Source organism: Haloarcula sp. H-hyl6 (genome assembly GCF_056934455.1).
Genome location: NZ_JBRIIK010000001.1, coordinates 2,158,381 through 2,181,766 on the forward strand (window position 1 = coordinate 2,158,381; position 23,386 = coordinate 2,181,766).

General features: G+C 66.6%; 25 protein-coding genes. 10 read left to right on the plus strand and 15 right to left on the minus strand.

Annotation, left to right across the window (positions count from 1 at the left end; translation table 11 throughout):
• Positions 1 to 65 precede the first annotated feature (65 nt).
• A complete protein-coding gene (locus Hhyl6_RS11155) occupies positions 66 to 878 on the minus strand; it encodes a MinD/ParA family ATP-binding protein (protein ID WP_483739265.1) in 813 nt (270 codons plus the stop codon).
• A 253-nt stretch (positions 879 to 1,131) separates the two neighbouring features.
• On the opposite strand from Hhyl6_RS11155, the gene prf1 reads away from it, so the two are divergent.
• Positions 1,132 to 2,385, plus strand: a complete 1,254-nt coding sequence (gene prf1, locus Hhyl6_RS11160; protein ID WP_483739266.1) for a peptide chain release factor aRF-1 — start codon at positions 1,132 to 1,134, stop codon at positions 2,383 to 2,385.
• Between the two features lie 240 nt (positions 2,386 to 2,625).
• On the opposite strand, the gene Hhyl6_RS11165 is transcribed toward prf1, so the two are convergent.
• The 11 genes from Hhyl6_RS11165 to ahaH all read right to left on the minus strand — a co-directional run bounded on the left by Hhyl6_RS11165 (position 2,626) and on the right by ahaH (position 13,007).
• Positions 2,626 to 3,018: a DUF6276 family protein gene (locus Hhyl6_RS11165; protein WP_483739267.1), complete on the minus strand. Its 393-nt coding sequence runs from the start codon at positions 3,016 to 3,018 to the stop codon at positions 2,626 to 2,628.
• 41 nt (positions 3,019 to 3,059) lie between these two features.
• Positions 3,060 to 3,752, minus strand: a complete 693-nt coding sequence (locus Hhyl6_RS11170; protein ID WP_483739268.1) for a V-type ATP synthase subunit D — start codon at positions 3,750 to 3,752, stop codon at positions 3,060 to 3,062.
• Positions 3,753 to 3,905: 153 nt separating this feature from the next.
• Positions 3,906 to 4,661: a bacteriorhodopsin gene (locus Hhyl6_RS11175; protein WP_483739269.1), complete on the minus strand. Its 756-nt coding sequence runs from the start codon at positions 4,659 to 4,661 to the stop codon at positions 3,906 to 3,908.
• 109 nt (positions 4,662 to 4,770) lie between these two features.
• Positions 4,771 to 6,204 carry an ATP synthase subunit B gene (locus tag Hhyl6_RS11180; RefSeq protein ID WP_483739270.1) on the minus strand — a complete coding sequence of 478 codons (1,434 nt, stop codon included), beginning with the start codon at positions 6,202 to 6,204 and terminating at the stop codon, positions 4,771 to 4,773.
• A 2-nt stretch (positions 6,205 to 6,206) separates the two neighbouring features.
• The gene (locus tag Hhyl6_RS11185; protein WP_483739271.1) at positions 6,207 to 7,967 is read right to left on the minus strand and encodes an ATP synthase subunit A; all 1,761 of its coding nucleotides are present in this window, start codon (positions 7,965 to 7,967) and stop codon (positions 6,207 to 6,209) included.
• 2 nt (positions 7,968 to 7,969) lie between these two features.
• Complete coding sequence (locus tag Hhyl6_RS11190; RefSeq protein WP_483739272.1) at positions 7,970 to 8,293, minus strand: V-type ATP synthase subunit F; 324 nt, start codon at positions 8,291 to 8,293, stop codon at positions 7,970 to 7,972.
• Positions 8,290 to 9,366, minus strand: coding sequence for a V-type ATP synthase subunit C (locus Hhyl6_RS11195; RefSeq protein ID WP_483739273.1), 1,077 nt, complete (start codon positions 9,364 to 9,366; stop codon positions 8,290 to 8,292). The genes Hhyl6_RS11190 and Hhyl6_RS11195 overlap by 4 nt, the downstream gene beginning before the upstream one ends.
• Positions 9,363 to 9,947: a V-type ATP synthase subunit E gene (locus tag Hhyl6_RS11200; protein ID WP_483739274.1), complete on the minus strand. Its 585-nt coding sequence runs from the start codon at positions 9,945 to 9,947 to the stop codon at positions 9,363 to 9,365. Before Hhyl6_RS11200 ends, Hhyl6_RS11195 begins: the two co-directional genes overlap by 4 nt.
• A gap of 19 nt (positions 9,948 to 9,966) precedes the next feature.
• Entirely contained in the window at positions 9,967 to 10,224 is a 258-nt protein-coding gene (locus tag Hhyl6_RS11205; protein WP_483739275.1) for a F0F1 ATP synthase subunit C, read from the minus strand.
• 220 nt (positions 10,225 to 10,444) lie between these two features.
• Positions 10,445 to 12,688: a V-type ATP synthase subunit I gene (locus Hhyl6_RS11210; RefSeq protein ID WP_483739276.1), complete on the minus strand. Its 2,244-nt coding sequence runs from the start codon at positions 12,686 to 12,688 to the stop codon at positions 10,445 to 10,447.
• Complete coding sequence (gene ahaH, locus Hhyl6_RS11215) at positions 12,675 to 13,007, minus strand: ATP synthase archaeal subunit H (RefSeq protein WP_483739277.1); 333 nt, start codon at positions 13,005 to 13,007, stop codon at positions 12,675 to 12,677. Before ahaH ends, Hhyl6_RS11210 begins: the two co-directional genes overlap by 14 nt.
• A 155-nt stretch (positions 13,008 to 13,162) precedes the next feature.
• On the opposite strand from ahaH, the gene Hhyl6_RS11220 reads away from it, so the two are divergent.
• Positions 13,163 to 13,783, plus strand: a complete 621-nt coding sequence (locus Hhyl6_RS11220) for a methyltransferase domain-containing protein (RefSeq protein WP_483739278.1) — start codon at positions 13,163 to 13,165, stop codon at positions 13,781 to 13,783.
• A 57-nt stretch (positions 13,784 to 13,840) separates the two neighbouring features.
• Here the strand turns inward: Hhyl6_RS11220 and Hhyl6_RS11225 are convergent, their stop codons facing one another.
• Entirely contained in the window at positions 13,841 to 15,085 is a 1,245-nt protein-coding gene (locus Hhyl6_RS11225; protein ID WP_483739279.1) for a DUF7096 domain-containing protein, read from the minus strand.
• Between the two features lie 154 nt (positions 15,086 to 15,239).
• Between Hhyl6_RS11225 and Hhyl6_RS11230 the strand changes: the two genes are divergently transcribed.
• The 7 genes from Hhyl6_RS11230 to Hhyl6_RS11260 all read left to right on the plus strand — a co-directional run bounded on the left by Hhyl6_RS11230 (position 15,240) and on the right by Hhyl6_RS11260 (position 20,876).
• A complete protein-coding gene (locus Hhyl6_RS11230; RefSeq protein WP_483739280.1) occupies positions 15,240 to 16,370 on the plus strand; it encodes a helix-turn-helix transcriptional regulator in 1,131 nt (376 codons plus the stop codon).
• 75 nt (positions 16,371 to 16,445) lie between these two features.
• Positions 16,446 to 17,237 carry an electron transfer flavoprotein subunit beta/FixA family protein gene (locus tag Hhyl6_RS11235; protein WP_483739281.1) on the plus strand — a complete coding sequence of 264 codons (792 nt, stop codon included), beginning with the start codon at positions 16,446 to 16,448 and terminating at the stop codon, positions 17,235 to 17,237.
• Positions 17,237 to 18,190 (plus strand): electron transfer flavoprotein subunit alpha/FixB family protein, encoded by a 954-nt coding sequence (locus Hhyl6_RS11240; RefSeq protein ID WP_483739282.1) that lies wholly within the window; start codon positions 17,237 to 17,239, stop codon positions 18,188 to 18,190. Before Hhyl6_RS11235 ends, Hhyl6_RS11240 begins: the two co-directional genes overlap by 1 nt.
• 102 nt (positions 18,191 to 18,292) lie before the next feature.
• Positions 18,293 to 19,135, plus strand: coding sequence for a polyprenyl synthetase family protein (locus tag Hhyl6_RS11245; RefSeq protein WP_483739283.1), 843 nt, complete (start codon positions 18,293 to 18,295; stop codon positions 19,133 to 19,135).
• Between the two features lie 144 nt (positions 19,136 to 19,279).
• Positions 19,280 to 19,843, plus strand: coding sequence for an AAA family ATPase (locus tag Hhyl6_RS11250; RefSeq protein WP_483739284.1), 564 nt, complete (start codon positions 19,280 to 19,282; stop codon positions 19,841 to 19,843).
• Positions 19,840 to 20,256, plus strand: coding sequence for an RNA-binding domain-containing protein (locus Hhyl6_RS11255; RefSeq protein ID WP_483739285.1), 417 nt, complete (start codon positions 19,840 to 19,842; stop codon positions 20,254 to 20,256). The genes Hhyl6_RS11250 and Hhyl6_RS11255 overlap by 4 nt, the downstream gene beginning before the upstream one ends.
• Positions 20,253 to 20,876: an HAD family hydrolase gene (locus tag Hhyl6_RS11260; protein WP_483739286.1), complete on the plus strand. Its 624-nt coding sequence runs from the start codon at positions 20,253 to 20,255 to the stop codon at positions 20,874 to 20,876. The genes Hhyl6_RS11255 and Hhyl6_RS11260 overlap by 4 nt, the downstream gene beginning before the upstream one ends.
• A gap of 3 nt (positions 20,877 to 20,879) precedes the next feature.
• Here the strand turns inward: Hhyl6_RS11260 and Hhyl6_RS11265 are convergent, their stop codons facing one another.
• Positions 20,880 to 21,935: a molybdopterin-dependent oxidoreductase gene (locus Hhyl6_RS11265; RefSeq protein ID WP_483739287.1), complete on the minus strand. Its 1,056-nt coding sequence runs from the start codon at positions 21,933 to 21,935 to the stop codon at positions 20,880 to 20,882.
• A 161-nt stretch (positions 21,936 to 22,096) separates the two neighbouring features.
• On the opposite strand from Hhyl6_RS11265, the gene Hhyl6_RS11270 reads away from it, so the two are divergent.
• The gene (locus Hhyl6_RS11270) at positions 22,097 to 22,315 is read left to right on the plus strand and encodes a hypothetical protein (RefSeq protein ID WP_483739288.1); all 219 of its coding nucleotides are present in this window, start codon (positions 22,097 to 22,099) and stop codon (positions 22,313 to 22,315) included.
• Between the two features lie 30 nt (positions 22,316 to 22,345).
• On the opposite strand, the gene Hhyl6_RS11275 is transcribed toward Hhyl6_RS11270, so the two are convergent.
• Complete coding sequence (locus Hhyl6_RS11275) at positions 22,346 to 23,311, minus strand: lamin tail domain-containing protein (protein ID WP_483739289.1); 966 nt, start codon at positions 23,309 to 23,311, stop codon at positions 22,346 to 22,348.
• Positions 23,312 to 23,386 lie beyond the last annotated feature (75 nt).

Consider the following 23,386-nt stretch of genomic DNA (forward strand, 5'->3'; position numbering starts at 1 on the left):
CCATATTTGTATAACGGTTTTTTCAGTGGCCGCACACCGGGCGCCCCGCAGTCGCCGACGGCCCGTCAGTTGAACAGGCCAAAGACGCCGCCGGACTCCTCCTCCTCGGCGTCGGACTCCTCCGGTTCGTCGACGAACCAACTGTCGTCGACGATGGTCTCGACGTCTTCTTGCACGCTCTCGCCCTCGAAGAACAACCCTTCGAGCGCGTCGGTCAGGCGGAGATAGGCGTCGGCGGCCGGGCTCTCCGGCCGGTTGAGGACCAGCGGCTCCTCCGTCGTCGCCTGTGGGTCGTCGGGGACGACGGCGAGTAAGGGGAACTCGAAGCGGTCCGCGATGTCTGCGACGTCGGTGTGGCGGGTGACGCGGTTGATGATGGCCCCGATGACCTCGCCGTCGATGCGGTCGGCGAGTTCGGCGGTCTTGACGGTGTCGCCGACGGCCACGTCGTCCGGCGTGGTCACGAGGACGATGCCGTCGGCCAGTCCCAGCGGGACCGCCACCTCGTGGCTCAGGCCCGCGCCGGTGTCGATGAGGACCACGTCGTAGGCGTTCCGGAGCGTCTTGATGACTTTCCGGAGTTTCGCGGGGTCGGCGTCGGCGAACGCCTCCAAGGACTGCTCGCCGGGTATGACCGTCAGGCCGCCCGCGGCGTCGGTCAGCGCCTCGCTGACGGCGGCGTTTCCCGCCAGAATCTCGTGGAGGCTCTTCTCCGGTTCGACCGCCAGCATCGCGCCGAGGTTCGCCATCCCGAGGTCCGCGTCGACCACGGCCACGTCGTACCCGAGTTCCTGTAAGCCAGCACCGACGTTGACCGCGGTCGTCGTCTTCCCGACGCCGCCCTTGCCGCCTGCGATTGTACACACGTACCCCGCCATAATCTGGTTGTGTGTCCCCTGTACGGGGAGTTATATAAACCCGGCTGTCCCTGTCCCACAGTGTCACGGCGGGCGCTCTCCGGTCGCGGTATTCTGGCCCCGTTCGGGCTTTCTGCCGTCCCTCGCAACGCTCGGCGCCACACGACTGCTCGCGGGTCGTTCCTCCCCGCTCGTTCCAGTGGCGGCCCCTCGCTACGCTCGGCGCCGCCCTACTGTCAACAGGTTCTTACGCAACGTCGGCGAAAACAGAGTAATGAGCGAGCAGCAGGAACAGGAGCAGTCGGACAAACAGAAGTACGAGTTCCGGAAGGTCATCGAGGAGCTCAAAGGCTATCAGGGGTCAGGAACACAACTCGTCTCTATCTACGTTCCCGAGGACAAACTGCTGAGCGACGTCGTCGCCCACGTCACCCAGGAGCACTCCGAGGCCTCGAACATCAAGTCGAAGGACACTCGAACCGCCGTCCAAGACGCGCTGACCTCCATCAAGGACCGCCTCCGCTACTACGACACGCCGCCGTCCAACGGGATGGTGCTGTTCTCGGGCGCCATCGACACCGGTGGCGGACGGACGGACATGGTGACGAAGGTGCTGGAGAGTCCGCCGGACCCCATCCAGTCGTTCCGCTATCACTGTGACTCGAACTTCCTCACCGGACCGCTGGAGGAGATGCTGGCCGACAAGGGCCTGTTCGGCCTCGTCGTGCTCGACCGGCGGGAGGCCAACGTCGGGTGGCTGAAAGGCAAGCGCGTCGAACCGGTCAAGTCCGCCTCCTCGCTGGTGCCCGGCAAACAGCGGAAAGGGGGTCAGTCGGCCCAGCGTTTCGCCCGCCTCCGCCTCGAAGCCATCGACAACTTCTATCAGGAGGTCGCCGGGATGGCGAACGAACTGTTCGTCCCAGACCGCCACGAGATGGACGGGGTACTGGTCGGCGGCCCCTCCCCGACCAAAGACGAATTCCTCGACGGCGACTACCTGCACCACGAACTCCAGGACATGGTTCTCGGGAAGTTCGACGTGGCCTACACCGACGAGTCCGGCCTCTACGACCTCGTCGACGCCGCCGACGAGGTGCTGGCCCAGCACGAGATGCTGGAGGACAAGCAGGTCATGGAGGAGTTCTTCAAGCAACTCCACGACGGCGACAAGGCCACCTACGGGTTCGACCAGACCCGGAAGAACCTCAACATGGGCGCCGTCGAGACGCTGCTCATCTCCGAGGACCTGCGCAAGGACGTCGTGGCCTACACCTGCGAGAACGGCCACGACGAGTTCGAACTCATCAACAGCAGCACGGCGACGCCAGACCACGACTGTACGCGGTGTTCGGCCACGGTCGACGCCGACGAAGGGGAGCGCGAGGACGCCATCGACCACCTCATGGAACTGGCCGAACAGCGCGGCACCGAGACGATGTTCATCTCGACGGACTTCGAGAAGGGCGACCAACTGCTGACCGCCTTCGGCGGCGTCGCCGGACTCCTGCGGTACTCGACCGGCGTCTAATCGCCGGGTCAGCGACCCCGTTTCTACCGCTCAGCGACCCCGAACGTCGGTCATCGCGCGGGTGTCGTCACCACGGTTTGCGCGACTGTCCGATGAGAGACGTCAAAAATGGGGGTGGGGTGGACGAACGGGGGAAATGGGGGTACGGCCACACCGTTCCGTGCGCAGACACACGTTCGGAGACCGCATCGGGTAACTGACCCGCCCGCGGGAAACAGGTTGTACCTAACTAGTGAGGGGTCAGAGCAACTGTTCGAGTTGGTGGCGCCGGCGCGCGAGGTCGACGTGGGCGTCGTCGCCGTAGCTATCGGCCAGTCGGTCCAGGACCAGCAAGGGGTCCGTTCCGGCCCGTTCGACGCGTTCGAGCAGCGCCGTTATCTCCTCACGGTGGACCGCCAGCGAGTCGAGCAACCCGAGCAACAGCACCATCGGCACCGCACCGTCGGGGTCGCTCGGCATCGCGTCGTCGAGGACAGTCAGGTCCGGCGTCGTCTCCGGCGGGTCGTCGGCCGGCCCCATCGCCAGACACCGGCGGCATATCGTCGCGCCGGCCGCGTCGCCGGGGAGGTACGCACGCAGTTCGGGCGGGACCGGGACGGCCAGCATCTCGCCACCGCACTCTGGACAGGACATAGAGACAGATAGAACAACGAGAGGGGAAAGTCGTATCGTCCTCAGTCGTCAGCGGTCAGCGGTTCGACCTCTTCGTCTTCGGTCTCCGCTGCGGCGATGGCGTCCTCTTCCTCTTCCTTCTTGGCCTTTATCTTCTTCATGCGGAATATCTCCTCGCGCTCCTGCTCTTCGAGTTTCTGCTCGATGTACTCCTTGTTGTCGTAGAGGTCCGGCAGGAGTTTGAACTCCAGCGCGTTGACGCGGCGCTTGGTGGTCTCGATTTCTTCGAGCATCTTCTTCATCGCCGTCTCGACCTCGGCGGCGAGGATGATGTTCTCGATGAGTTCCTCGTAGGCGTCGGCGGCCTCGTCGATGCGTGCCGAGGTGCCCATCACGCCGTACCCGCGCTCGTCGAGGGACTTGCGGACGCCCTTCGAGTCGATCTGCGGGACGACGACGCCCATGATGTTCTTCGACTGGGTGGTCAGTTCGGGGTGTTCTTTCAGTGCGGCCGCCGCGCCCCGCACTGCAACGTCGCCCTCCATCGCACGGGCCATGTTGATGGCCCGCTGGGCGCGCTCGTAGGAGTCGTCTAAGTCGTCACGGACGTCCTGTGCCTGGTCGAGGATGTCCATGAACTCCATGATGAGGCCGTCACGCTTCTTCTCCAGCGTGTCGTGCCCACGCTCGGACAACTCGATGCGGTCCTCTATCTGCATCAAGTTCTTCCGGGTGGGTTTGACGTCCTTCGCCATTACCGGGCCGTTTCGGGCCGAGGCAGTTAACCGTTTTCAGTCGTTCCGACCCGACTGCCACGGCTACGTGGCGTCCACGGCCGAAAGAATACAGCGGCGATACGGCTCTCGACCGCCGTCCCGATTCGATGGACTGTGCGGCGAGTGTTCCGCTTAGTCGTCCGCGGGCGTCGCGCCCGTGGGGGCGCGCTCTGCGGCACCGTTGAGGACGCTGTGACTCCGCAGGAGGATGAACCCGAAGCCGACCTTGGCGACGAGGTCGATGACCATGAACCCGGCCGTCTCGATGCCGATGCCGACGAGGCCGAGCCCCTCAGTGCCGACGAGCCACCACACCGGGTACACCAGCCAGACGACGGTTACGAGGTTCCGCAACGTCCGGAAGGTACTCTGCGTGTCGCTCGGTAAGTCGCTGACCCGACCGGACAGCGAGCTGAACAGGAAGTACAGCAGCACGAGCAGGAACGCCGTGCTGATGCCCCACCAGACCAGTCGCGTCGCGCCGACCGAGAGGACCGTGTTGCCGGCCGACAGGGTGGCCACCACGCCCGTCCCTATCATCAGCACGTCGAGGCTGACGAGCGTCGCGATGGTGTTACGGTCCGCCCCGGCCAGTAGCCCGAGGTCGTACAGCAACAGCGGCGTCGTGAACAGCCAGTCCGTGTACCGCGCCCAGTAGATGGGTGCCTCTGGGTCGTTCGGGAGTTCCACGAACGTCAGCCCGAACCCCAGCGCCATCGCGAGGTAGTTGACGAACGCTATCGCGGTTATCAGTATCGTCGCGATGTAGAACTTCTGTCGGCGCTCGTCCGTCTCACCCCACCCTCGGCCGATGAAGTACAGCATGCCGAGGAACATGCCTGCTGTGCCGAGCCATAGCCATATCGATTCGCTGCCTGGTTGTGGCATAGTGCAGCTACAGTTTAGACTGCACAAGTAAAGTTTAGAATCCCCAAACAGTTAGGTAAGACCCAGCCAACGTTGTCCGAACCGAAACGAGCCGCGGTAGGCCCGTCCGTTACGCCTCGGCCTCGACGGCCTCGTCCTCGGCGCTCTCCGCAGTCTCGTCTTCGCGGTAGTGCTCCTCGATGAGCTCCTCGTCGATGCGGTTAAGCGCGTCTTTCGGGAGCATCGAGAGCAGGTCCCAACCGAGTTCCAGCGTCTCGTCGATGTCTCGGTCGGTGTCGAAGCCCTGGTCGACGAACTCGTCCTCGAAGCGGTCGGCGAAGTCGAGGTACTTGTTGTCGAGTTCCGAGAGGGCCTCTCGACCGACGATGTTCACGAGGTCGCGCAGGTCCTCACCCTCCGCGTACGCCGCGAATATCTGGTCTTTGACGTCGGCGTGGTCGGCGCGGGTCAGCCCCTCGCCGATACCGTCGTCCATCAGGCGCGACAGCGACGGCAGGACGTTGATAGGCGGCTGGACGCCCTGACTGTTGAGGTCGCGGTCGATGTATATCTGCCCCTCGGTGATGTACCCGGTCAGGTCCGGAATCGGGTGCGTGTCGTCGTCGCCGGGCATCGTGAGGATGGGAATCTGCGTGACAGACCCCTCACGGCCCTCGATACGACCGGCCCGCTCGTACAGTTGCGCGAGGTCGGTGTACATGTACCCGGGGTAGCCACGTCGGCCCGGGACCTCCTCGCGCGCGGCGCCGATTTCGCGCAGCGCCTCACAGTAGTTGGTCATGTCCGTCAGGATGACCAGCACGTGGTAGTCCTTCTCGAAGGCGAGGTACTCCGCGGTGGTCAGTGCCAGCCGCGGCGTAATCGTCCGCTCGACGGCCGGGTCGTCGGCGAGGTTCATGAAGACGACGGAGCGTTCCAGCGCACCGGTGCGCTCGAAGTCGTCCATGAACTCGTTGGCCTCCTCGGCCGTGATGCCCATCGCGCCGAAGATGACTGCGAACTCGGAGCCGTCCTCGTCGTCGCCCTCCTCCTCCTCAGGCACGCTGGCCTGACGGGCAATCTGGAGCGCGAGGTCGTTGTGGGGGAGCCCCGACGCCGAGAAGATGGGCAGTTTCTGTCCGCGGACGAGCGTGTTCATGCCGTCGATGGCCGAGACGCCCGTCTGGATGAACTCCTCGGGATACTCGCGCGAGAACGGGTTGATAGCCGCACCGACGATGTCCTGTCGGTCGTCGGGGACGATTTCCGGCCCGCCGTCGATTGGCTGTCCGGTCCCGTCCAGCACCCGCCCGAGGAGGTCCTCGGTGACGGGCATCTTCATCGTCTCGCCGAGGAAGCGAACGGAGGCCTCGCGGTCGATGCCCTCCGTCCCTTCGAACACCTGGATGGCGACGTAGTCGCTCGCGGATTCGAGCACCTGGCCACGGCGCGTCTGGCCGTCGCCGGTCTCGATCTCGACGATCTCGTCGTAGCCGACGGGTTCGTCGGTCTCGACGAAGACCAGCGGTCCGCTAATCTCTGTGATTGTCTGGTACTCTTTCATTGTTAGTACAGCTCCCGGAGCTCGGACTGGATGTCCTCCTCTAGGTCGTCGACGTACTCGTTGTAGTCTTCCTGCACACCGATACGGTTGAGCCGCGGGGCGGCCTCGATGTCGGTGATTTCCTCGACCGGGACGCCGGCCTCCAGCGCGTCGAAGGCGGCGTCGTTGTACGTCTTGATAGCGTTCATGATGCGGTACGTCTTCTCGGGCTCGCAGTAGGTGTCCGTCGGGTGGAACGCGTTCTGCTGGAGCCACGCCTCGCGCAGATAGCGAGCGATTTCCAGCGTGAGCTGCTGGTCCTCGGGCAGCGCGTCCTTCCCGACGAGCTGGACGATCTCCTGCAGTTCGGCCTCTTCGTCGAGCGTGTCGATGGCCCACTGGCGCGTCTCCGGCCAGTCGTTGCGGACGTTCTCGACGAACCACGGGTCGAGCTGGTCCCGGTAGAGGGAGTACGACTCGTTCCAGTTGATAGACGGGAAGTGTCGCCGTTCGGCGAGGTCGGCGTCCAGCGCCCAGAACGTCTTGACGATACGCAGGGTGTTCTGCGTGACCGGTTCCGAGAAGTCCCCGCCCGGCGGGGAGACGGCCCCGATGACCGAGACGGACCCCTCGGTGTCGTTGATGTTCTGGAAGTAGCCGGCGCGCTCGTAGAACTCGCTCAGGCGAGCGGAGAGGTACGCGGGGTACCCCTCCTCGCCGGGCATCTCCTCCAGTCGGGAGGAAATCTCGCGCATGGCCTCGGCCCACCGGGAGGTGGAGTCGGCCATCAGCGCCACGTCGTACCCCATGTCGCGGAAGTACTCCGCGATGGTGATACCGGTGTAGACGCAGGATTCACGCGCCGCGACCGGCATGTTCGACGTGTTGGCGATGAGGCAGGTGCGGTCCATCAGGGCGTTGCCCGTGATGGGGTCTTCCAGTTCCGGGAAGTCCTCGATGACCTCGGTCATCTCGTTGCCACGCTCGCCACAGCCGACGTAGACGACGATGTCCGCGTCGGCCCACTTCGCGAGCTGGTGCTGGGTAACCGTCTTCCCGGACCCGAACGGGCCGGGGATGGCGGCCGTCCCGCCCTTCGCGATGGGGAACAGGCCGTCCAGCACGCGCTGGCCCGAGATGAGGGGTTCCGTCGGCGTCTCCTTCTCGTCGGCCGGGCGCTGACTGCGGACCGGCCACTCCTGACGCATCTGGATCTCCTCGCCGTTGTCCAGTTCGACGACCGTCTCCTCGACGGTGAAGTTCCCGGACTCGGTGGCGGCGACTTCGCCGCCCTCGTAGTCGGGCGGGACCATCACTTTGTGGTCGATGCTGGGCGTCTCGGGGACGGTCCCGACGATGTCGCCGGGTTCGACCTCGTCGCCGGCCTCGACGGTCGGCTCGAACTCCCAGGTCTTCTCGAGGTCGATACCCGGCGCGTCGACACCGCGGTCGAGGTACGCCGACCCCATCTTCTCTTCGAGGACGTCGAGCGGGCGCTGGACGCCGTCGTAGATGGCGTCGAGCATTCCCGGCCCGAGGTCCACGGAGAGCGGTGCACCGGTCCCCTCGACGGGTTCACCGGGGGAGACGCCGGAGGTCTCCTCGTACACCTGGATGGTGGTGATGTTGCCTTCTATCTCGATGACCTCGCCCATCAGCCCTTCCGAACCGACGTAAACGACGTCGTTCATCCGGGCGTCGAGGTCTCGAGCCGTTACGACCGGTCCCGAGACACTTTCGATAATGCCGTCCTCGCGGACGTCGGATTCTGTTGCTTGACTCATAGTTAATCTTCGTCCATCAGGTCGATACCGATGGCTCGTTTGATCTGTTCACGCAGTCCGCCGCTACCGGTGCCGCCGCCGAGCGTCACGAGCACGGGTTCGACGCTCGTCTCGGCGTCCTTCCGGACGCCACGGGAGAGGTGCTCCAGGTCCTCGTCGTGCATCACGACGATGCCGACGTCGTCGTCCGTGAGCATCTCCTCTACGGCGTCGTCCAGTCGCTCGTCCTTCTCGTCGGTAGGGACGTCCGCGAACTTGCGGACGCCGGCCAGTCGAAAGCCCGTCGTGAACTCCGGGCTCCCGATGACAGCTATCTCCTGGCTCATAGTATCACCAGCTCCTGTTCGATTTCGTCGGGTCCGAGGCCCGCCTCACGGCCACGTGCGATGGCGCGGATGTTGTCGACCTCTCGCTCCTTCGCGAGGATGTACGACAGCACCGGGCAGACCGACAGCGGGTAGCGGTTCGAGAGCTTGTCCGCGTACTCCAACAGCGCCGCGTCCAGCGCTCGCTCGAACTCGATGAGGTTCTCGGCGTCTTCCAGCGCGCCGAGCGCCGCGTCGAGGTCGTCGCCGTAGGTGCTCTCGCGCACGGCGGCGACCAGCCCGTCGAAGTTCGAGGTGAGCTGTGCGAGCGACTGTGCGTCGAACAGCTTCCCGCCCTCGATGTAGTACTCCGAGGGGTCGACCTCGGCGCCGCTTCGGGCCAGACGGAGCGCGTTCCGGAGGTTCCGGAAGTCCACTTCGGCTTCGAGGAACTCGACGTACAGCCCGGTCGGGCTGTCTATCTCCGGGTTGTCCGGCAGACCGTCGAGTAGGGTCTCGTAGAAGGCACGGTCGACGGCGTTCTCCAGCGGCACGAGGACCTCCGTCTCCTCGTACACCTCGAACGCGTCGGCCAGCGAGTCACCGAAGATGGTGTCGTCGAGTTGCTCGACGACCTCCTCGATGGACCCGGCGTTCAGCAACTGGTCGATGCGCCGTTCGCTGAACTCGCCGGCGCGGATGAGGTCGTCCTCGACCTCGGTCGCGTCAGAACCGGCGTAGAGCCCGCGGATGACCGTCTTGACGTTCCAGACGTCGAACTTCCGCAGGTAGCGGGCGATGTAGTCGTACAGCGCGCCCTCAGACCAGCGGAGCAGGTCGTCGAAGTGCTTCGCGAGGTTGCGGTTCAGCGCGTACTCGACGAGGTCCACGCCCGAGTAGCGGGACCCGAGCGCGTTCATCTCCGACTCGTACTCGGTCTCCTCCATGAAGCGGGCGATCTCGCCCGTCCCCATGCGGACCAGTTTGCGGTAGTCGTCGTCGTCGAACAGCGAGGCACGACGGGAGCGAACCCGAGCGATGACGTACTCGTAATTCGAGCTCCGGCCGCGTTTTGCCGTCCCTTGGCTGCTCATTGTGCTTCGAAGAGTCGGTCGCTGATTGCTTTCAGGTTGTCCTCCCAGACGCTCTCCAGCACGGAGTCGAACGTGTTGTTCACACGGACGCGGGAGGCCTCGCTCTCGACAACCACACCGCCGAGACACTCGTGTTCCCCGGCGAACTCTGCGTCGTCGTAGTCAGTGAGGATATCCTCGATGAGGTCCTGGTCGTCGGCGCGGCCGTGGACCAGGAGGATGTCGCCGTCGTCGAACTCCTCGACGGCGGCCGAAATCAGCGCGCTGGTCAGCTCCTCGCGGCGGTCGCCTTCGAGGTCGGCGACGGCCTGTTCGACGTCGTCGTGGACGTCTTCGAGGACGTCGCGACGGGCTTCCAGCCGTGCCTGCTTTGCCTCGAGCTTCGCCGATGAGAGGCGCTGTTCGCGCAACTGCTCGATTTCGCGTTCGACCTCCGCCTCGCGTTCCTCGTGAATCTGCTCGGCGTCGGCCTCGGCCTCGGAGACGATGTCCTCGGCACGCTCGTCGGCCTCGTCGCGTATCTCGTCTGCACGCGCGCGGGCCTCGTCTCGGATGTCCTCTACGACTGTATCAAGGCTCATTGTTGGAAAAGGGGGATGTTTAGACGACGAAGACGACGACCAGCGCGAGGATGACGAGTGTCTCCGGCAGGACCGTCAGGATGAGGCCACGACCGAACATGCTGTCGTCCTCCGCGATGGCGCCGACTGCGGCGGCACCGATACCTCGCTCCGCGTACCCGGAGCCCAGCGCGGCGAGCCCGACGGCGAGGGCCGCGGCGGCGGAAGCGGGGATGGCCGGTGCGGCGCTACCTTCCTGCAGTACAGCGTTGACAACGAGTGCGATGGTTTCAATCATGTTGTTGAAGTCCTCTCTGGGGTTGCTCGTGTCCGAACAGGCGTATGTGACTCCACGTACTTCATAAAGCTTCCCAAAACGGTTCGTCAGGACGCTGTTCGGGCGATTTAGCCGCTCAGGAGGGGGGGATTGTGAGCTGGTACCAGCCGCCGTTCGAGGCGATTCCAGCCGGTAGCCAGTCTCCTGAGACCGACACTAATAAAGAAACGGCGGCGCGCGCTCAGTCGTCCGTCGTGTAGGTCCGCTCGTAGCCGAACGGGTTGTACGCCTTGCCGCCGCCCTCGAAGAACTTGCCGAAGAACTCGACGTACTCGAGGCGCACGCCCTGCAGGCCGGCGCTGGTGACACCCAGTATGAGGACCAGCACGTGACCGAGGACGAGGACGAGGAGGCCACCGACGACGCCTGCGATGCCCGAGTGCATCAAGCCGGGGAACATCACGCTGACGACCTCGTTTCCGTGGTAAGTCCCCTGTTCGAGCATGTGGGCCGGGGAGTGACCGAGACCGAAGTGCCACTCCTCGCCGTGGCCCGACTCGACGACGTAGACGCCGAAGAACAGGAGGTTGACCACGAAGGCCATCCCCGCCTTGGCCAGCAGCACGGCGGCCAGTCGGGTGTACGAGAGGACGTTCACCAGCACGTTGAGGAACTCCACGACCTCGATGGGGTCTGCCAGCGCGAGCAGGACGAGGCCCGCGAGGAACAGGACCAGCCACGCCGAGAACGGCGCGCCCAGCCCCGGGATGGTGAACAGGTTGATGGCCGGCAGGCCGGCGAACCCGAACGCGAACGGGTGGCCGGCGAAGATGCCTTCCTCGGCGGTGTAGAGGAAGTTCGGTGCGGCGCCGTTCGCCCCGGAGAAGACCCACGCCCAGAGACCGAACAGCATCAGGAGCCACGACCCGCTCTCGGTGACCGCGTCCCAGAGGCTGTGGCTGAGGTTCTCGACGAAGTCGAATATCCAGCCGACGGCGAGATGGACCATCCCGACGAGCAGGCTGATGGTCAGCCACGCGATGGCGTAGTCACCGTAGACCGGCTGGAGCCCCTTGTGCATCGGCGGGTTGCCGCCCCAGACGATTTCGCCCAGTTGGTGCAGTCCGAACACCTCGCCGTAGAGGACGCCGAACAGCGCGGTGAACCCACCGGCCCACATCGCGACGCCGCCCAGACTCTTGAGCACGTCGCTGTCGACGCTCGTGTACAGACCGTACCCCGCGAGGAGGTATAGGAGCCCGTAGCCGAGGTCGCCGATCATGAACCCGTAGAACGCCGGGAACGTCAGGAAGAAGACGACCGTCGGGTCGAACTCGCTGTACTTCGGGCGGTTGACGACCTCGACGAGGTCCTCGAACGGGCGGACTACGCCGGGGTTGTCTTGGATGACGGGTGGTTGGTCGCTGTCCATCGTGACGAGGCCGCCGTCCGCGACGGCCTCCTGCGAGGAGTCGCCCGCTTCGGTGATGGTCGCCTCCTCTTGTTCCGTCCCGCCGTCGCCACCCTCGTGTTCGACTTCCTCGCGGGAGTGGACGTGGCCCTCCTCGTACTCGGCGACTTCGAGTTTCTCGATGTCGACGGCTTCCGAGACCTCTGCTTCGACCGCGCTCTCGAACTCTGCGTAGCGGTCGTTGGGAATCCACCCCTCGGCGATGAAGGCGTTCTCCGTCGTGGCGAACGTCAGCGGTGCCTCGGCCTTCTGGACCTCGATGGAGAGCTTCTCCTCGGCGGCCAGCAGGAAGCCCGCGTAGTCCAGTCGGAGGTCGTCGAGTTCGTCCTCGACGGTCGCGAGTTTGGACTCGAGCTTCTGTTTCTCGTGCTGGAGTTCCTCGAGGTACTCCGACGGGGCGCCGCTCCCGTCCGGTACTTCGAGTTGCGAGAACGTAGCTCCGACGAGCGCGTCCTGGAGGTCGCCCTCGTCGGTCTGCGCGAAGACGGCGACGACGTCGTCCTCAGAGCGGACCTCGAAGGTGTCGACGTCGCTGTCGGCCAGCGCGATTTTGACCTCGTCCGCGTCGCCCTCACCGACGGCGACCGACAGGGAGTCGTAGCCACGGAGCAGGTCGAGGTCGATGCCGAGCGTGACGAACGGCTCCATCGTGTCGATGCGCTCGTCGACGTCGCGGAGGTCGTCGCGGATGTCGTCGCGCCGGTCGTCGAGTTCGTTGACCTGCGTCCGGACCTCTTCGAGGTCCTCTTCGAGCGCGTCGTCGGTGACGAGCCGCGTCGGGCCGGCGTCCTCCTCGTCGACGTCGAGGATGGACTGCAGCGACCGGACGGTGACGAGCTGGTCGGAGGCGTTGTCGGCCCCTTCGACCGGGTTCCCGGGCTCGAACCCTTCCCAGGACCCGTCGTACTCGGTGACGTGGAGCATGTCGAGGTCGTGGACGGCCTCGATAGCCGCCTCCATGACACGCTTCGACCCCGTCACCGAGACGCGGCACATCTTCTCAGGTCTGAGCATGTACCGCCTCCTCGAACAGGTCTGTGACGTACTCGACCACCTCGTCGGTGCGGCCAGACGCCTGCTCTTCGAGCTCTTCGCGGGTGTTCTCGCCCTCGGCGATGAGTTCCTCGCGCTCGGCCTCGATTTCCTCGCGGGCTTCTTCGAGGCGTTCCTCGGCCGCCTCCTCGGCCGCCTCCCGGGCCTCCTCGCGAATCTCGTCGGCCTCTTCGCGGGCTTCGGCGAGTCGTTCCTCGCGGTACTCTTCGGCCTCAGCGACGATGTCGTCGGCCTCCTGCTCGGCCTCCTTTATCCTGTCTAGAACTTCTGGCCGTGGCATTCTCTAATCGTGTGACCGTTGCTAGAGCGGCTATTTGGTAGTTGCGAAGTTTCCGTGCCTGACAGAGAGACACACGCAGTCGCCGAATCACGCCCGCACGTGCTCCCAGCCCGAAATCCGGGGAATTATGACTGCGACCCCCTAAGACGTGGCTAATGGGAGTCCTCGAGAACAAGGCCCGCGCGCGGACGTTCTACAAGTACCTCTCGAAGGTGTACGACAGGATCAACCCGTTCATCTGGGACGAGCGGATGCGCGACGAGGCCATCGAGATGTTGGGCTTGGACCCCGACGACCGAGTGCTCGACGTCGGCTGTGGGACCGGCTTCGCGACGGAAGGGCTGTTGGAACACGTCGAGACGGTGTACGGCCTCGACCAGAGCCCCCACCAGCTCTCGAAGGCCTACCAGAAGTTCGGGAAACACGGCGACGTCAGGTTCCACCTCGGCGACGCCGAGCGACTCCCCTTCAAGGACGACAGCTTCGACGTCGTCTGGTCCTCCGGGTCCATCGAGTACTGGCCGAACCCGGTCGACGCGCTAGAGGAGTGTCGCCGCATCACGAAACCCGGCGGCAAAGTCCTCATCGTCGGTCCGGACTACCCCAACTCCTCCATCTTCCAGAAGATGGCCGACGCCATCATGCTGTTCTACGACGAGGCGGAGGCCGACCGGATGTTCGAAGCCGCCGGCTACGAGTCGTTCGAACACCACATTCAGCAGTCTCGGCCGGGGAGCCCGCGGGCGATTACGACTATCGCCGACGTCCCCGAGTAGCCGGGTCCACGTTCTGTCGTCTCTACTAGGCCGTGTCGAGCGACGCGGACGGACCGCTCAGCGCTCGGGGACGACCACCGACGCGCGAGTCCCGTCACCCATCCGGACCGTGACCGTGTAGGTGTCGCGCGGTTCGACGCTCCAGAGCGCGCCGTCGGACCCGGTTGCGCCGACCGGTCGCCCGTCGACGTGGACGCTGGCGTCCACTGGCTCACCCGTCTGGTTGTTGGTGACGGTCACGAGCATCGGCCCGGTCTCGTAGGACCGGTCGATTTCGACCCGCAGCGACCCGTTGACCGTAGCCACGGAGTCCGTCGCGTCGACCGTCGACAGTCGCCGGTGCTGGCGTTCGAAGAAGACGTTCGTCGTCGCGCCGTCGAGGTACGAGGTTAATCGTCCGTTAGGGTGGTTAGCCGTCAGTTCGTAGATACCCGAGGTGCCGTAGTAGGTGAAGCTCGGTCGCTGTCGCTCGTAGAGCCACGGATACAGCTCCGAGGCCCGTTCGTCGGCGACGTCGAGACGGTTCCGGTCGTCGGAAGCCTCCTGTGCGAACTGGTCGGTGCCGTTGGCCATACGCTCGCTCCCGAGACGGGTCTCTCGGACGTACTGGCCGCCGTCGACGGTCGCGAACATGTAGCCCGTGTTCGACGCCTCGACGTACACGACGCTCTCCTCGGTGTCACCCACGACGCTCGCGTGCAGGTGTTCGCCGACGGGCCCGTGGAGCGTCTTGAGGGTCCCCTCGAGGTTCCGGAGCCGGGTCTGCGTGCCGCTGGTCATCGAGTACTCCCTTTCGAGTCGCTCCGCGGCGGCGATTCGGTCCAGCGTCGCCCCCAGTTCGCGGGCCTCGGCGTCGACGAGGACGCGGGTCCGGACGAGTTCCGACGCGGATACCTCGCCGGCCGCGTACTGCCGAATCGCGGTCTGTTGGGCCCGAGTGAGCGCCGCTCGTCTGGCCTCGACGGCCGACAAGGTGGAACGGACGAGTTGGCGTCGTTCGTACGTCGAGTCGGCGCTCCGGAACCGCTTCTCGAAGGCGACGGCGTCGTGGCGTTGGTGGAGTTGTCGGGAGCCTGCGGCAACCGCTGTCCCGACGTCTACCCCCGTCTCGTTGTACCCGGACGCGCGAATCTCGCCCGGCGGGATAGTGAGGTGGTTGGTCGTGTTGTCGATGGGCGTTATCCGCTCCGAGACGGACCCGTCCGACAGTGACCGCGCCGGCGTCGCGTCCCAACCGGCGACGGGGGCGGCCGTCGCACTCGCGAGCACCAGTGCGACGAGGAGGGCAGGGAGGAGTCGCATCACCACCGGGTTAATCCGCTGAGTACAAAAATCCCCCTATTACCAGAGACTGCATAGCCGGCGGAGAAGCCACGAGACGTTTCAAAGAGGGCGCTGACGTTTTATTCTCGGATGGAAAGGGTTTTGCCGCCGGAATGAGGATGCTCTTGTGAAAATGTCCCCGCGGGTACCCGCCGCCCTCCTCGTCCTCCTCGTCGTGGCGCTCGCGACGACGTCGGCCGCTGCCACGCCGGCGCTGTCGAGCGGCGTCGCGGCCCAGCAGTCGACACCTACCCAGACCCCGACACCGGTCACGGAGAACACGACGTTTTATCTACAGTTGCAACCGAACGGCGACGCGCGCTGGACCATCACCGACACGTACGCGCTCGACGACCCCAACGACACGGCGGCGTTCGAGGAACTGGCCCAGCAGTACGCCGAGGGCGAGGCGAACACGGGATGGGCGACGGCGTTCCGACAGGCCAACGACGCCGCGACGGCCGCCACCGGGCGCGAGATGAACGTCACCGGGATGAGCCGGGACTACGTCGTCAACGAGCGGAGCGGGACGCTGGTACTCGAGTTCACGTGGACGAACTTCGCCACCGTCGAGGGCGACCAACTCATCATCGACGACGCGTTCGACTCCGGGGACGGGACGTGGTTCGAGAGCCTCGCCGCGGACCAGACGCTGGTCATCTCCGCGCCAGCGGGTTACGGCGTCCAGCGGTCCCCGCCGACCATGGGCGTCCAGAACGGGCAACTCCGGTTCGAAGGCCCGCGGACGTTCGAACCCGGCTATCTCGAAATCGTCTACACCGGCGACCAGGACCGCAGCACCACCGGCACCGAGGAGACGCCGCAGGGTGGGCTCCTCGACGGGTCCTCGCTCTGGCTCGGTGCCCTCCTCATGCTGGTCATCGGTCTCGTCGTCGCCGTCGGATACATGAACCGGGAGGGCAGCGACGTCCCGCCAGCGGGTGCGAGCGACGCGGCGGGCGGGGACGACCGCCCGGACGGTGGGACGGACAGCGCGACCAACGGCGCGGCCGCCGACCACACCGAGGACGAGGAGGTCGACGTCACGCTGTTGAGCGACGAGGAGCGCGTCGAGCGACTGCTCGAACAGAACGGCGGGCGGATGAAACAGGCCCGCATCGTCAAGGAGACGGGGTGGTCGAACGCCAAGGTGTCGCAGTTGCTCTCCGCGATGGACGAGAACGACCGCATCGACAAACTCCGCATCGGGCGGGAGAACCTCATCTCCTTTCCGGACGAGGACGTCACCGAGATTGACGAGTAGGCTGGCGAGGTAAACCCCACCTCGGTGGTTTCTGGTTCGGAAACGTTTATTCGCCGTCCGGCCCCACTGCATGGTATGAAAATACTTGTCACGGTGAAGGAGGTGGCCGACGTGGACGACGAGTTCGAGGTAGACGGACTCGCTATCGACGACCGGTACGTCACGTACGACCTCAACGAGTGGGACGACTACGCCGTCGAGGCCGCCGTCCAGATACAGGAGGCCGGCGAAGACGTCGAGGTCGTGGCCGTGACCATCGGTGACGCAGACACCGAGGACACGATTCGACAGGCGCTGGCGAAGGGTGCCGACCGCGCGGTTCGAGTGTGGGACGAGGCGCTCGCCGAAGCCGGACTGCTGGACCCCGAGACGAAGGCCCGACTGCTGGCCGCCGTCGCCGCCGAGGAGGACCCGGACCTCGTACTCACCGGGGTACAGTCGGCCGACGACGGGTTCGGCGCTACCGGCGTCACCCTCGCGGACCACCTCGGCTTCGAGTGGGCGGCCGTGGTCAACGCCCTCGACTTGGACCGGGAGGCCGGCGTCGCACACGTGCGCCGAGAACTGGAGGGCGGCGTCGAGGAACTGACCGACGTGGAACTGCCCGCCGTCCTGACGATACAGACCGGTATCAACGAGCCGCGGTACGCGAGTCTCCGGGGTATCCGGCAGGCCCAGAGCAAGGAGTTGGCCGAGTACTCCCTCTCGGACCTCGACCTGACGCCGGCGGACGTCGAGAGCCCCCTCGAACAGACCGACCTCTACGAACCGGAGAGCGAGGGCGACGCCACGGTGTTCGAAGGGAGCGCCGAGGAGACGGCCGCGGAGTTGGCTGGCCTGCTCCGCGAGAAGGGGGTGGGTAGCTGATGACGGTCCTCACCGTCGCGGAACACCGGCGCGGCGAACTGCGAGACGTGAGTCTGGAACTGCTGACCGCCGGGCGACGGCTCGCGGACGCGACCGGGGGAGAGCTACACACCGCGGTCATCGGCGGCGACGTCGAGACGTTCGGCGACCGGCTGAACCGCGAGGGCGTCGACAGGGTCCACACCGTCGCCGAGGGCGAGGAGTTCAACCACGACGTCTACACGCAGGTCGTGACGCAACTCGTCGAGGCCGTGGACCCGGACCTGCTCGTGCTCCCGAACACGGTCAACGGGCTGGACTACGCGCCGGCGGTCGCTAGCCGACTGGACCGGCCGCTGGTGACCGACGTGGTAGACCTCGCGTACGACGGGGAACTCACGGCGACGCGCGAACTGTACGGGTCGAAAGTCGAGACGACCATCGACGTCCACGCCGACCGGGCGGCGGTGACCGTCCGACCCGCCGAGTGGCCGGCCGCCGAGGGCACCGGCGACGCCGTCGTCGAACCGTTCGACGCCGACGTCGACGAGGCCGCCGTCCGGTCGACGGTCACCGGGTTCGAGGAGGTCGGCGGGGGCGAGGTGGACATCACCGACGCCGACGTCCTCGTCTCCGTGGGCCGCGGTATCGAGGAGGAGGAGAACCTGGACCTCGTCTTCGACCTCGCGGAGGCGCTGGACGCGACGGTGTCGGCCTCGCGCCCGCTCATCGACAACGGCTGGCTCGCCAAAGACCGGCAGGTCGGCCAGTCGGGGAAGGTCGTCACCCCCGACGTGTACATCGCCATCGGCATCTCCGGGGCGGTCCAGCACGTCGCCGGGATGAAGGGGAGCGACACCATCGTCGCCATCAACACGGACCCCAACGCGCCCATCTTCGACATCGCCGACTACGGCATTCAGGACGACCTGTTCGAGGTCGTGCCCGCACTCATCGAGGAGTTCGGCGGGTAGCGCCTCGACGGGTCGGTACCGCCCCGTCGTGCGGTCGCCGACGACCTACCGGGGAAGACCGGGTCGTCAGGTACTTTTCCGGGTGGTCCCAACTGGTACGTAATGGAGTATCTCGAGCGGCGTCGTGACCGCGTCGAGGAGCGCCTGGAGGCCGTCTTGGACGGCATCGAGCCGGACGAACTCGCCGAGGAAGTCCGTCACGTCGCGCTCTCGGGTGGGAAACGCGTGCGACCGACAGTCACGGTGCTCGTCTGTGAGGCCCTCGGTGGGGAGCCAGCGGACGCCGTCGACTTCGCCGTCGGCATCGAACTGGTCCACAATGCCTCGCTGGTCATCGACGACATCATCGACGAGTCCGAGTTGCGACGCGGGACGCCGGCGGCGTGGGCAGAGTTCGGCCACGGGCCGGCTATCATCGCCTCCGACGGCTTGCTGGGCGAGGCGTTCGCGCTGTTCTCGGCCGACGAACGAGCGATGCAGACCGTCTCCGAGGCGATGGTCGAACTCGGCGAGGGCGAGGCGACGGAGCTGGTCGCCCAGCCCACCAACGAGGAGGAGTACATGCAACTGGCCCGCCGCAAGACCGGGGCGCTGTTCCGGGCCGCGGCGGAACTCGGCGCTATCGCCGCCGACGCCGACGCCTACACCGTCGAGGCGATGGGCGAGTACGCAGAGCGCGTCGGCGTGGCGTTCCAGATGCGCGACGACGTGTTGGACGCCACCGCCGACGCCGAGACACTGGGCAAACCGACGGGCCACGACGCCGAGATGGAACGGCCCTCGCTGGTCGAGGTGACCGAACTGACCACGGAGGAGGCCAACGACCGCGCTCGCGCGGAGTCCGACGCGGCGCTAGACGCGCTCTCGACGGTGAACGCTCCCGACTCCCAGTCGATGGAGTACCTGCGCGACTTGGCGGAGTTCGTCGTCGTCCGCGAGCGGTGACTGGCAGGTTTTCGAGTTTCTGGAGCAAGACAGACGCCCGCACCACCGCACACATTTCGGAGTGGGCGGGCCGTTACCAATCTCGACAGCGACCCAGGTGCCAGAACAGCAGGTCTTTAGCCCGCTGTCGACAAACCGTCGGCAATGACAGTCATCGGTATCGTCGGGTTGCCGGGCAGCGGCAAGAGCGAGGCGGCCAACGTCGCCGCCGACATGGGCGTCCCGGTCGTGACGATGGGCGACGTCATCCGCGAGGAGTGCCGCGAACGGGGACTGGACCCCGCCACCCACCACGGCGAGGTGGCGAAGGCCCTGCGCGCGGAGAACGGTCCCGGGGCCATCGCCGAGCGGTCCCTGCCGGTCATCAAGCGCGAACGCGACGACGGCGGCACCGTCCTCGTCGACGGCATCCGCTCGGACGTGGAGGTCGACGCGTTCCGCGACGCCTTCGGCGAGTCGTTCCTGCTCGTGAAGGTCGACGCGCCCTTCGAACTACGCGCCGAGCGACTGGACCTCCGGGGCCGGGACGCCAGCGGCGACGAGGGCGGCGAGTCCCTCGAGGACCGGGACGAACGGGAACTGGGCTTCGGGATGGGCGAGGCCATGGAGATGGCCGACCTCACCATCGACAACGCCGAGTCGCTGGCGGCCTTCCAGCGGAAAGTGCGCACGCTACTGCGGGACGGTCCGGAGGCGGTGCAGTCGTGAGCGCCGTGTACAGCGTCGACGTGGTCATCACCGCCCCCGTCGAAGATACCGAGGTGACCGACCGGGTGGCCGACGCCATCCGCAACCTGTTCCCCGAGGCCGACCCCACGCACCGTGAGGGGGAACTCGTCGCCGAGGTGCACACGATGGAGGGGTTCTCCGAGGAACTCCACCGCGCGGAGATTCTCGACACCGCTCGCTCGGTGTTCTTCGACTCGCTGTCGGGCGACACCTTCGCGTTCGACCTGAAGAAGCAGGCGGCCTTCGAGGGGCGGGTCAACTTCGCCGTCGGCGACCCCTCCGAACTGGGCGACATCCACGTCGAGGTCACCGTCCGTGACCCCGACGCCGAGAGCTACATCGACTACGTCGCGCCGCCGACGGAGGACGGCCAGCCAATCGATACGGAATGACGACCGCGCTGTGTTTCGACCTCGACGGGACGCTGGTCCACTACACCCGGCCCTACGAGGCGGTGGTCGAGACGACGTTCGAGGCCCACGGCATCGCTCTCGACGCCGATCGCCACGCTGTCGGCCGGTCCGCGTACCAGTCGGCCTTCGACGCACTCGAACCCGACCCCCACCGGAGAGCGATGGCCGCCCTCGTCGACGCGGTGGACGCGGACGCCGACCCAGACGCGATGGTCGAGACGCTGCGCGAGAACGACTACGCCGCGACCACCGTCCCCGACGCCGCCCGCGAGAGCCTCGAGACGCTGTCCGGGGACAACGCCCTCGCCGTCGTCACCAACGGCGTCCGCGACTGGCAGGTCGGCAAACTCGACCACCACGACCTCACCGGCCTGTTCGACACCGTCGTCGCCTCCTACGAGGCCGGGGCGCACAAGCCCGACGCGGCCCCGTTCGACCTCGTGCGCGAGCGCCTGCCCGCCGACGAGTACGTGATGGTCGGCGACGAGTACGAGGCCGACGTGGAGGGCGGCCGCGCTGCCGGGTTCGTGCCGATTCACTACGAAGGCCCAGACAGCGACGGGCCGGACCTCTGGGCGACCGTCGACGCCCTGCTGTAGCACTCAGAGACCGCTGACGAATATCGCCAGCCACTCCCCGAGTTCGCGCCGCTCGGTCACCCGCACTTCCTCGACCCACTTCACCCACTGGAAGCCGCGCCGTCCCGGCGCGACGAGTCGAAGCGGGAACCCGTGGCCGTGCGAGAGTCGCTCGCCGTCGACGTGCGTGGCGAGAATCACGTCCTCGGCCTCCTCGATAGGTAGGCTCCATCGGTACCCAGTCACCGAGCGGAACTGGACCCACCGCGCGGCGTCGTCAGTCTCGGCCGCGTCCAGCAGGTCGCCGACGCCGACGCCCTGCCACTCGTGGCCGGAGTACCACCCGCTCGTGCAGTCGAGGACGGCGTCCTCGCTCGCGTCGACCGGAACGTCCTCGAGCGTGAACGACCGCTCCTCGGCGACCCGGCCCGTGACCGCCAGTCGCCACGCGCCGGCGTCGACGGGGTCGGGGTCGTCGGCGACCCAACTGGTCACCGGGAACCGGTTGCCGTCGTCGGACCCCTCCTCGCGGGACCCCGTGTAGCGGCGGTCGGCCCCCGCCGTCTCGAAGGCGTCGTTGACCGGGCCCTGCAACCGCCAGACCAGCGCCCCCGCCGTGACGAGGCCGGCGTACCGGATGGCGTCCCGGCGGCCTCGGCGGGTCACACCGGTCGGCGAGTGGAACCGGTAGCGAAGGTGGGCGAGCAGTAAGGGCGGGACCAACAGTCCGAGAGCGACGTGGAGGTGAAACAGCCCCCACGGGCCCAAGTCGAGCGTCCCGCCGAACACCCACCAGACGCCCGTCGCCAGCGCACCGGCGGCGTCGACGGCGAGAAGCAGTGAGAGTGCGCGTCGCCCGGTCAACCGGTCGGGCGAGACGCGCCCTCGGACGCGCCACAGTTTCGCCCCGAGGAGTGGGAGGAGGACGACCCCGGCGACGGCGTGGACGTCGATTACCCACGCGGTGCTGGGCGTCCCGGTGAACATCGTCGCCACGCCCGTCGTCAGCAGGACGGCGACGGCGGCGAACAGCCCCCAGTCCACCGCGCGCGAGGAGGGGGCGTACCGACGAGCGTCCATACCCCGTCTTAGCCCTCGGCGCGCTTATACTGCTTGTCGGCCCGCCAGTCGGACCGGCGCGACGACCGATAGGTCAGGCTTACTGCTACTGTGTGACTCTGTGCCCCGTAGACAGGGGTCTCGCACGGCTTAACCGCCGTCGTCGCCAAGACAGTCCACGAATGACGACACACCAGACCCGACTGCTCGGCGGGCACGTTCTCGCCCTGCTAGCGCTGTTCGCGGGTGACCTCGCGGGGTCGGCCCCGCTCACGACGGCCGCGTTCGTCGCGGCGACGCTCACCCTCGTGGCGCTGTTCGCCGTGATGGCGAGCGCACTCGTCGGCGGCGTCACCCGTCGCCCGGCGTCGATGCTCGCGTCACGGCGGGCCGGGCGATAGCGGGACCGACGGGCACGAACGCGACCGGTTTCAGTACGACCGTTCGAGGACGACCCGCCCGTCGGCGTCCCGGACGACGACGGTGTCGCCGCCGTTGTTCCAGACCGCACCCGTCCGCCCCCAGTAGCGGTCGCGCCGGGTGTCGGTGCCGCTCCCGGTGTGGATAGTGACGGTTTCCCCCGCAGCCAGCGTATAGCACCCGAACGTGTAGACGTGGTCGGCCTCGTCGGCGACAGTCCACCCCGTGAGGTTCAGCGGGGCGTCGCCGCGGTTCGCGAGGACGACGTACTCGGCGTTCAGGTTCTCGTTGTCGTTGCCCGCGGCGTCCGGGTGTATCTCGGCGAGGGCCAGTCCCGACTCGCTGGCGGTCGGCGTCGCCCGAGTGACGGAGTCGGGGTCGGCGCAGCGCCAGAGGCCGCGGCGGGCCTCGCGGGCGGCCGACTCGGCCGCGAGGAAACGGTCCTTTCGGGAGAAGGGGCTCTCGTCGTAGACGCGGGCGCGCCCGGTGGCGACGAGTCGGTAGTTGAACAGCCGTCCGTCCACGACGACGTAGGCCAGCAGACGGTCGTAGTACCCGCGGCGGTCCGTCTCGGGGTCGAACGCGAGGCCGACCGTCTCACCGAGCAAGCGGTCCTTGGCGACGTTCGAGGCGTCGATGCCCGCATCGCGGAGACAACTGGCTCCGGCATCGGTGTCGGGGACGCCCTCGAACTCCGGCGGGTCGTTCTCGGCGTTGACCTCCGGCGTGTCCACCCCGACCAGTCGCACCGTATCTCTGGTCCCGTTGTCGTACTCTATGCGGATGGTGTCCCCGTCGACGACGGCGGTGACCGACACCTCGGTTTCGACCTCGGGGAGCGGGCCGGCCGCCGGGTCGCCGGCGGCGGTCTGGTCGGTCGCGGTTCCGGCTTGGGGACCGGCCGGGACGCCGAACCCGCCACAGCCGGCCACGACGACCAGGAGCGCGGCCACGACGCCGAACGGGACTCGTCGCATCGTCGGAGCGACGCGGGCCACGACCACAAGTCTGCCGGGCGGAGTTTATGGTACTGGATTGAGAGAAACGAGACG